Source organism: Vibrio sp. 10N.222.48.A3 (assembly GCF_041475345.1).
GTDB classification, from domain to species: Bacteria; Pseudomonadota; Gammaproteobacteria; order Enterobacterales; family Vibrionaceae; genus Vibrio; species Vibrio tasmaniensis_A.
In genome coordinates this window covers 1-7873 of sequence record NZ_JBFRVX010000649.1, presented here as the reverse complement: position 1 = coordinate 7873, position 7873 = coordinate 1, and the positions used below count along the sequence as shown (strand labels likewise).

Below are 7873 nucleotides of genomic sequence, written 5' to 3'. Positions count from 1 at the left end.
TGCCAACGAGATACAACCACATGCTCAACTGATAGGAACTGCTCCATATCGATCGTATCACCAATCGTAGGATGGTCTTTGCGGCACACCACCACCAGTTCCTCTTTAGAGATCACCTCATGCTTGAGCATGGTTCTTCCTTTAGGTGTCATATCGATAATAACATCGTGTCTTTGAAGCCTTAAATCAGACTCGTAATCTTCCGTAAATAGAGGGTGAACTTCTAACGCGATACCAGGTGCAACTTGGCTGATTAACTGCATCACTCTTGGCATCATTTCGTAGCTCGCCGCCGAGACGCAGGCAATTGAATACACGCGCCCTGAAGTTTTGGGGTCGAAATCTCTTGATGCGGATAAGGTAGAAGTGAAATTTTTAAGCGCAGCGGCCATTGCCGGATAGATATCAATAGCGAATGTGGTTGGCTCTACGCCTGATGTGGTACGGTGAAACAGTGGCTCGTCATAGATATCTCGCAACCGTGCAAGCGCTTTGCTCACAGCAGGTTGGCTTATATCCATGCGATTAGCAGCCCTAGATAAGTTCTGCTCTTCATAGATAGCAACAAATATAGGAATTAAATTGAGTTCGGTGCTTTTCATACAGTTCCATATTAAAGAAGCAGGTCCCCTATAGTAGAGAGCCTGCCGATTTTGTTCGATGCGAATAACTAAAGTTTGCTACTTAGTTCTATCTTTTAAGTTTGGCAAGGCTTTAGGGATTTTCAAGCGGTCGAAAATTGAACGAGAATTGCTTGAGTTTGATGTGTCATTGGGTAAGTTACGTAACCCTCTCCACAAACGAGTAAATACGTTTTTGTCTTCTCGCCCTTGTTGGAGGGATTCACTGTCTTCTATCCAACGTTTCTGTCCATTCAATTTACCAAGTTGCGCTTTATTCAGTTCTAGCTGAGAGGTTTCGTTTCGTAATTGACGATAGATAAAGGTTCTCAATGCGGGCCAATTATTTTGCTTAAGCAAACGACGCAATACCAACCAACTTGGTGTTGGTCGATTTTTGTAATAGCGCTTCGCCGCAACGAATAACATGCCACATAAGACCACTGCCAAACCAACGCTTATAAAGACCGACATGTAAGCTTTGATGAAGGATTGGAATGTGTGTTTTGCTTCAAACACTTCGCCTTTTATTACCACGCTCTCAAGACGCTGATTTTTGCTGTCCCACCACTGGAATGTGAACTCCGGTAAGGTAAATTCACCACCTTGCTGAATCACATAAACCGTCTCTTCAATTCTACTGGAACGGTAGTCACCACGTTCTTGTGTGTCATCTAAACGATTAGGTTGCGGGTAAGCTTGATATTGCTGTGTCGATTCATTGGTCAACACATTGGGAAGTAACACCGACAAACTGTCTTTCGCTTTGATCGTCACGGTTCGAGTAACCGCATCACCCACTTTTAAGTCTTCGCTCGAACGTTGCCATTGCTGCTCAACATCCACGTCTGTCGCTGAAAACCAAGGCGATTCATCGCTTAACAAACCAGACGGTAATGAGGCTTCAAACTTAATCGGCTGCGTATAAAGCGTGCCACCAACGTTTGACCCATCAGGAGCTGACACTTGAATACGAACCGGTACGGTTGGAATCACAAACTCGCCAGAAGTCATCGGATAAAGCGTCACTTCCCAACGTTGACGCGACCATGTAGTGCCATTGACCCGTTCCGTGTAATTAGTCGCGAGTTGGTTACGTTGCTTAGCGATCACGTTAGGGATTTCGATACTGCCGATTCGAGTCCCTCCCGTTAACCAACGCGGCGTCGCCACCTCAATATTCAGAATTACCTGCTCATTGACGCTCACTTTAGTCGGCGTTATCTTATCGCCTGACTTTGGCTTTTCCCCTACCCAAGCGATAAGCTCAACGTCACCACTTTTTTGGAGATCGAAGATATCGGCAGCAGAAGCAACAAAAGGAGAAAACCAACTCAATATAAGAGTCATCGACAGTAACCACTTATGGGTTCTAAATCGCACTCTCTTTGATTGAATGGCTTCAAGAGCTAAATGATATCGACTCATTGGGTTTGCTCCTGTTTTGACGCTTGTTCGATGGAAGGTGCAGGGTCTCTTAATTGAATTTGGAACTTGGACTTTAAGAAGAACTTAGGGTCCGCTTCGACTCGTTTTAACCACTTATCGGCAAGCTCTTGGCTACCCAAAATTTCATTGGCATTAAGCGTTTCCTTGAGCATCAATTCCGCTACCGTTTCTTCTTCAGCGCCATCACCCGTTCGCGGCTGATCGTCTTCGAGTTCTAAAGACTCTTCAGGGCCATCTGTGGTCCCGGACTGACTTTCACTGGTTCGGTTAACCTCTTCGACAATCCCACTAAGCACAGCAAGATTGTTTTCCACATCCGTTCTTAGTTCTGGTGACAGATCCTCTTTCTCGCTTAATAATTTCAAAAGGTCTCGCGCCGCAAGATATTCACGCTGTCTGGCTAACGCACTCGCCGCGTTGTATAAACCAAGGTCAGTTTTGGTTTGCAGGAATGCACTGTGAGCGAGCTTAAAATCACGAGCATAGTAATAAGCCGCGCCCTTTCGCATTGGGTCAGTAAAATGTTTGGCAGCTTGAAGATATTCTTTCTGATTCAACAGGCGTTGACCTTGCTGATCGGGCGTTAACCATAAGTCCCACCACCATTGAGCTGTTTTGTCCCAAGCCGTAACCGACTCCACCACAACGGGTTTCTCAGCAGTTAAGTTGACTGTTTTCGCAAAAGTGCTTGGTGAATAGATGCTGCCCGAAATCACTAGACCAACGACACACCACTGCACCAGCCATCCTTTTCTGAACCACAACAACATGATAATCGCCATTGGGATAAGCAAGCCATAGCCCATGTCTTTCCAAGGCATTGAAGATTCGCCGTTGAGCTGCATGTTTCTTTCAACCGCTCTGTTCAGTTGTTGGATATCCGAATCATCAACGGTCACTTCGATCAGTCGTCCACCTGTCTTACTCGCCAAATTGCGTAATGAATCGAGGTCGACAGGATTATCGCTCACCACATTACTGTTTCCTGCGGCTAGAATAAGCAACTGATACGGGTTGTCGTTAAAGAAGTTCTCGAACGCTCTGATGGTACTTGGATTTACACCATCCGATACCAACAACACTGACGAACCTAGCTCACCAGACAATTGCTGATTTATGAGTGGCAGTGCTTCTTCTGCTGACTTACCTGATACCGGCATGATGTCGGGTGTGATAGCCGCTAGAAACGGTTCGAATACCTTGCTGTCTTGAGTCACAGGCATCGCGACGTGTGCGCTGCCTGCGTAAACCACTAAGCCCGTATTACCGCCCTTGCGCGCTGCTAATAAGTCTCTAATTTTCTGTTTAGAGCGTTCCAAGCGACTCGGTGGTAAGTCTTTCGCCAGCATGGATTCGCTGTTATCAAGCACCACTAACATCGACGCTTTGTCTTCCCCAAAAGGTGAAGCCTCACGCTGCCATGTTGGGCCAGAACAGATAATGATGGCGATAGTTACAATCACCATCAATAGCTTCAATGGCAGCTGCCTACGCCAGCCTGTTTCACCAATGGTCAATGCATCACGTAAGTGTGCAGGTAGAATGTCTTTCCACGTTGGTTTGGTCTCTTCTCTCCAACGAACCCATAACAGGAAGAACATCGGAATAAAGGCCAACAACCACAAAGGTCGGATAAAATGAAACTGGGTAAAGAACTGTTGCAGAGTGAGAGAATCAGGCATCATCCTCTCCTTTCAATTTTTTAGTTTTAGAAGCCAAAAGCGACCTTCTACGTAAAGTCGCCAGACTAAAGGCAGTCAAATACATCACAACAACAATGGCCATCAAGTAATGATGTAACCCCTGTTTAGGACGATAAGTGGTACTTTCATATAACTGTGGTTCTAGTTCACCGATTTGAGCGTAGGCTTTGGTCAGTTCGTCGCGGTTAAGCGCCTCAAAGGCTTCGCCACCAGACTCTTGAGCCACTCGCTTGATGGTTTCCATATCCAGAGCCACTTCACCAAAGGTTTGCGGATCGCCCATCGCAATAACGTGAATTCGAACGCCCTTAGCCTTAGCAACTTTTGCGGCATCGATAGGCTCAACAAAGCTTCCGGTGTCATTGCCATCAGTTAGCACAATCACAACTTTCTCTTTCACGTTCGCATCAATACTTGAATCTTGAACCGCAGCACTCTGCTTTTCGCTTTGTTCAAACACCTTAATCGCCAAGCCAATCGCATCACCTAAATGCGTGCTTTGTCCTGCCATCGCCACATCGGTTTGATTAAGCAGTTCAAGCCACACATCTTGGTCAGCTGTAAACGGTGTTTGTACAAACGCTGCATCACCAAACAAGATCAAACCGAGTCGGTCCCCTTTTCTGGTTTTCGCGAAATCGGCTAACACCTCTTTGGTCGCATCTAAGCGAGAGATTTTATCCCCTTGTTTAGACGTAAAATCTTGTTCAGCCATTGAGCCAGACAAATCGACAACCACCATCACGTCGCGACCTAATTGTTCACGAACTTGTGGCTCACCAAGAATGGTAGGTTTCGCTAATGCGCAGATCACTAATACCCAGGTAATGATCAGCGTAGTGCGTTGCCACCAGCTTGGTGTTAATTGGCTTGCACCTTCTGATGGAGCCTCGCCAATCGCTTCAACCAACTCACTGAAAAATGGCACCTTGATGGCCATTTGTTTAGTGCGATAAGCAGGTACGGCGAAGTAAACGAGTAAAGGCAAAGGTAGTGCGATAAACCACAGTGGGTGCGCAAATTCAAAGCTGGCAGATAAAACATCAAACATTGTCTTGCCCCTCAACCGTTACCTGTACATTCGGCTTGTGAAGTTTTAGCCACATCATCGCGGTTTGAATTACCTCTAATCGCTGTTCAAAGCTCAGACGCACATTAGGGTCAATTAGGCTTTGCATCCATAATTCCGAAACTTCATCGGCAAAGAACGCATTGCTGTTTTCACTTGTGTTAGCGCTAACAGGCAGATAAGCGTTCAGACGGTTTACATAGGCTTTTCCAAACAGCTTTGCATTGCTGCTGTCTAGGTAACGAAGTACCACTTTGAGGACTTTAAAGGTTCGTTCAGTTGAGTTCTTGTCTCTTGCATCCAGTACCATGAGTTCTTGAAGCGCTTCTTTGCGATAACGGTTATTCCACCACCTTAGCGCTAAACGATAAGCCAGATAGACAGCGACCAATAACAGAATGACGCCAAGGATCTTCCAGCCAATAGTTTGCGGCATCCAGCTCACGCTCTCGGGAATGGCGACATCGTGCAGATCGCGAAGGATATAAGTACTTGGAGGCGTATGTTCAACGGCCATCTAACGCCCTCCCACCAGCTTTTGAAGCTGAGAAATATGAGTTCCAGACGTATCTAATTCGATATAAGGGAGGTTTTTCATCGCCATTAATTTAGCAAGGGACTGTTTCTGGAGTGCCGCTTTTTGGGCAAGGCTTTCACTTGCAAGGTTAACCTTAGATTGGCTGTCCAGATTAAGTTGAAAGCGACCATCACCCACCACCCAGTTTGCGCTTGCCAGATCTTGAGGCAATGATTGTTCTAATGGATCGGTGACCATAATGGCTAAGATATCGTTGTGTTGTTGCAGTTGCTTTAGTCGGTCAAGGTGTTGCTCTTGGCAATCTCGCCAATCACTAATAAAGATTAAGGTCGATTGCTTTAATCTCATTCGTTTTATCAGTTCAATCCACTGGCTAAACCCAACACCTTCGCTGTCGCTCACCCTGACACCTAAGCTTTGATTGGCTTTGGTCAGATGTTTTAACTGAGACATTAAGTCCGATTGAGAACGCTGTGCTTTGGTATGAAAGAGCTTTTGGTGCGACGCCAAAACGAAACCAACTCGGTCACCATCTTTCAGCACTCGCCATCCACACAATGCTGCGACTTCGGCGGCCACAACAGATTTCATAGTGTTTTGAGAAGCAAAGAACATCGAGCTGCGTTGATCAACACAGATCATCACATTACGGTCTTTCTCTTCGGTATAACTACGAACATGAGGTTTGCCTGTTCGCATCGTGACTTTCCAATCGAGGTTACGAATATCATCACCAAGTTGGTAGTGACGTAGCTCCTCGAAATTCAAACCTCGACCTCGGAACAATGAGTTGTGTCTACCCGACAGCACACTACCCGCCTTTAGATGAGGCAGTAGAGAAAACGACTCAGCTTGAGCCTGAATTCGCACTAACCTTGAATAATCACAGTACAAACGTGGATCAAGGCCTTGCGATTTGGGAGCTTGTGTTGGCTTCGCCATGACGCCCCCTAGTTATCCAATCTCAACATTATCGAGCAGTTCTTCAACCACTCTTTGATGGTCAACACCATCGGCCAATGCATCGTAAGACAGCGAGAATCGGTGACCTAACACGGTTGGCAACATGGCACGCACATCGTCTAACGTGACGTGGTCACGCCCTTGCAGCCACGCATAAGCGCGAGCGCATTTATCCAATGAAATAGATGCACGAGGGCTTGAACCAATTTCAATCCATTTCGATAAGTCTGATTCTGGGTAACGCTCTGGCTTACGAGTCGCCATCACCAAAGCCACAATGTAGTTCTCAACTAAATCGGAAACGGCAATATCTGGAAGTTGGCGGCGAGCTTCAAGTACCAACTCAGGTTCAATATGCTCTGGAGTGACTAATTCCGAACTCGTCTCGCTACCGAGCTCCTCACTGCGCACAAGTCGAATGATGTCGCGTTCAGCTTCATCTTCTGGATAGTCGACCGTCACTTTCATGATAAAACGGTCCATTTGTGCTTCAGGCAGTGGATACGTACCTTCTTGCTCTACTGGGTTTTGCGTAGCGAGCACCATGAATAGCTCTGGAAGAATATGAGTTTGACCACCCACCGTAATCGTTCCTTCCGCCATGGCTTCAAGCAGAGCCGCTTGTACCTTTGCAGGAGCACGGTTCACTTCATCGGCTAAAACAATACTGTTGAAAATAGGACCCGGTTGAAAGTGCAACTGAGGCTTTCCATCAAGCTCTTGATACACTTCTGTACCGGTTACATCTGATGGCAGCAGGTCAGGCGTAAACTGAATTCGACCAAAACTGGTGTTCAGTAGGTTCGCCAGTAATTTCACTGAACGAGTTTTCGCTGTACCGGGAAGTCCCTCTAAAAGCACATGCCCATTAGTCAATAACCCTATCACCAGAGCCCGAACGACGTGGCTCTGACCGATAACATTTTTCTCTGTTTGTTCAATCAGTTGGTTTATTGCTTGTTGCGCATGGTTCATAGGTCTTCCCTTAATTCAATCTGGCTGCGTACATCCTACTCACAAGCCCCATAACTATTAGTTATACACGTGATAATTGCTCATAAGCGCGATAATTGGTTACAAGCGGAATAAGCAGCAAGCACCATAGCCAAGCTCACCTCATCGCTTTATTTAAACTTAGCTTTCAATTGGTTAATGGCCTCCGGCGGTGCCACTTTGCTCAGTGATGAAATACATTGCTCAAACGCCTTTGGTACGCCCGGTATATGGCTGTTTCGCGCCAACACTTCACACTGGGCATACAAGTGCTGTAGGTTGCGGCTAAATTGGTAAGCCTTGTGCAGTGATTGACTTGCCGCAAGCACATCCGATTTCTCCAAAGCCAATCCGTACACATACCAATATTGTGGGTCGGTTTGTGCAGTTTCAGCAGCTTGCTTAAGGTACTCCGTTGCTTGTTCGTAATCTTTCACACGAAGCAGAGATAAGCCTGTGCTGTATGGCAATACACTCGATCTCGGCTGAGCTTCAATACCTTGCTTCAATGTCGACAGCGCTTTTGCTTCGTTACCTT

8 protein-coding genes are annotated in these 7873 nt (G+C 46.3%); all 8 read right to left on the bottom strand.

The features are described from left to right. On the bottom strand, window positions 1–602 hold a 602-nt coding region (locus AB4653_RS17745; protein ID WP_372104864.1), incomplete at its 3' end, for a LysR family transcriptional regulator. Window positions 603–680: 78 nt separating this feature from the next. Continuing rightward, window positions 681–2048, bottom strand: a complete 1368-nt coding sequence (locus AB4653_RS17740) for a BatD family protein (protein WP_102257628.1) — start codon at window positions 2046–2048, stop codon at window positions 681–683. Next, on the bottom strand, window positions 2045–3751 hold the full coding sequence (locus AB4653_RS17735; protein WP_009844962.1) for a VWA domain-containing protein: 1707 nt from the start codon (window positions 3749–3751) through the stop codon (window positions 2045–2047). The genes AB4653_RS17740 and AB4653_RS17735 overlap by 4 nt, the downstream gene beginning before the upstream one ends. After that, a complete protein-coding gene (locus AB4653_RS17730; protein WP_102257627.1) occupies window positions 3744–4823 on the bottom strand; it encodes a VWA domain-containing protein in 1080 nt (359 codons plus the stop codon). The genes AB4653_RS17735 and AB4653_RS17730 overlap by 8 nt, the downstream gene beginning before the upstream one ends. After that, complete coding sequence (locus AB4653_RS17725) at window positions 4816–5358, bottom strand: DUF4381 domain-containing protein (RefSeq protein WP_009844960.1); 543 nt, start codon at window positions 5356–5358, stop codon at window positions 4816–4818. The genes AB4653_RS17730 and AB4653_RS17725 overlap by 8 nt, the downstream gene beginning before the upstream one ends. Beyond that, window positions 5359–6321 (bottom strand): DUF58 domain-containing protein, encoded by a 963-nt coding sequence (locus tag AB4653_RS17720; protein WP_009844959.1) that lies wholly within the window; start codon window positions 6319–6321, stop codon window positions 5359–5361. Window positions 6322–6333: 12 nt separating this feature from the next. Beyond that, window positions 6334–7317, bottom strand: coding sequence for a MoxR family ATPase (locus AB4653_RS17715; protein ID WP_102257626.1), 984 nt, complete (start codon window positions 7315–7317; stop codon window positions 6334–6336). A gap of 149 nt (window positions 7318–7466) precedes the next feature. Further along, window positions 7467–7873: tetratricopeptide repeat protein (locus AB4653_RS17710; RefSeq protein ID WP_372104862.1), on the bottom strand; the 407-nt coding region annotated here is incomplete at its 5' end.